Genomic DNA, 582 nt, shown 5'->3' on the forward strand with positions numbered 1-582 from the left:
CAAGTCTTACAGTTTCAACACGGCAGAGAAGCTGAACACCTTACTATTACGGATGATACGGAGAATGGGGCTTATAAAGGAGGGCAGTCATGTTGACCTGGACTTTGACCACCAGTTCGTTCCAGCCACCAAGTTCGATGCAAAGTATTCTTACAAGCAGGACTTTGGTTATTTCCCTGGTTGGGCTTCCATTGGAGGAATCATAGTCGGAGGTGAGAATCGTGACGGAAACACCAATGTGAGATTCCATCAGGAAGACACGCTCCGTCGCATTATGGACCGTGTAACCTCAGAACTTGGTGTGGTAATAGAGCGTTTCCGTGCTGACTGCGGGTCGTTCTCAAAGGAAATCATACAAACCGTAGAGCAGCGCTGCAACACGTTCTACATTCGTGCTGCCAACTGCGGCAGTCGCTACGAGAATTTCCAACAGTTGAAGGAATGGAAAAACGTTGAGATTGGCTATGAGAAATGCGATGTCACATCCATCAGCATGGACAGCTTAATAGAAGGAAAGTCATACAGACTTGTCGTACAGCGTAGTCCTTTGAAAGACAAGGATGGCAAGCAACGGACGGATAT

1 pseudogene is annotated in these 582 nt (G+C 47.3%); it reads left to right on the forward strand.

What is annotated here, in order from left to right:
- Window positions 1–582, forward strand: a pseudogene (locus tag HMPREF0666_RS16000) (IS1380 family transposase); the annotation flags it as partial.

Source organism: Prevotella sp. C561 (assembly GCF_000224595.1).
GTDB classification, from domain to species: domain Bacteria; phylum Bacteroidota; class Bacteroidia; order Bacteroidales; family Bacteroidaceae; genus Prevotella; species Prevotella jejuni.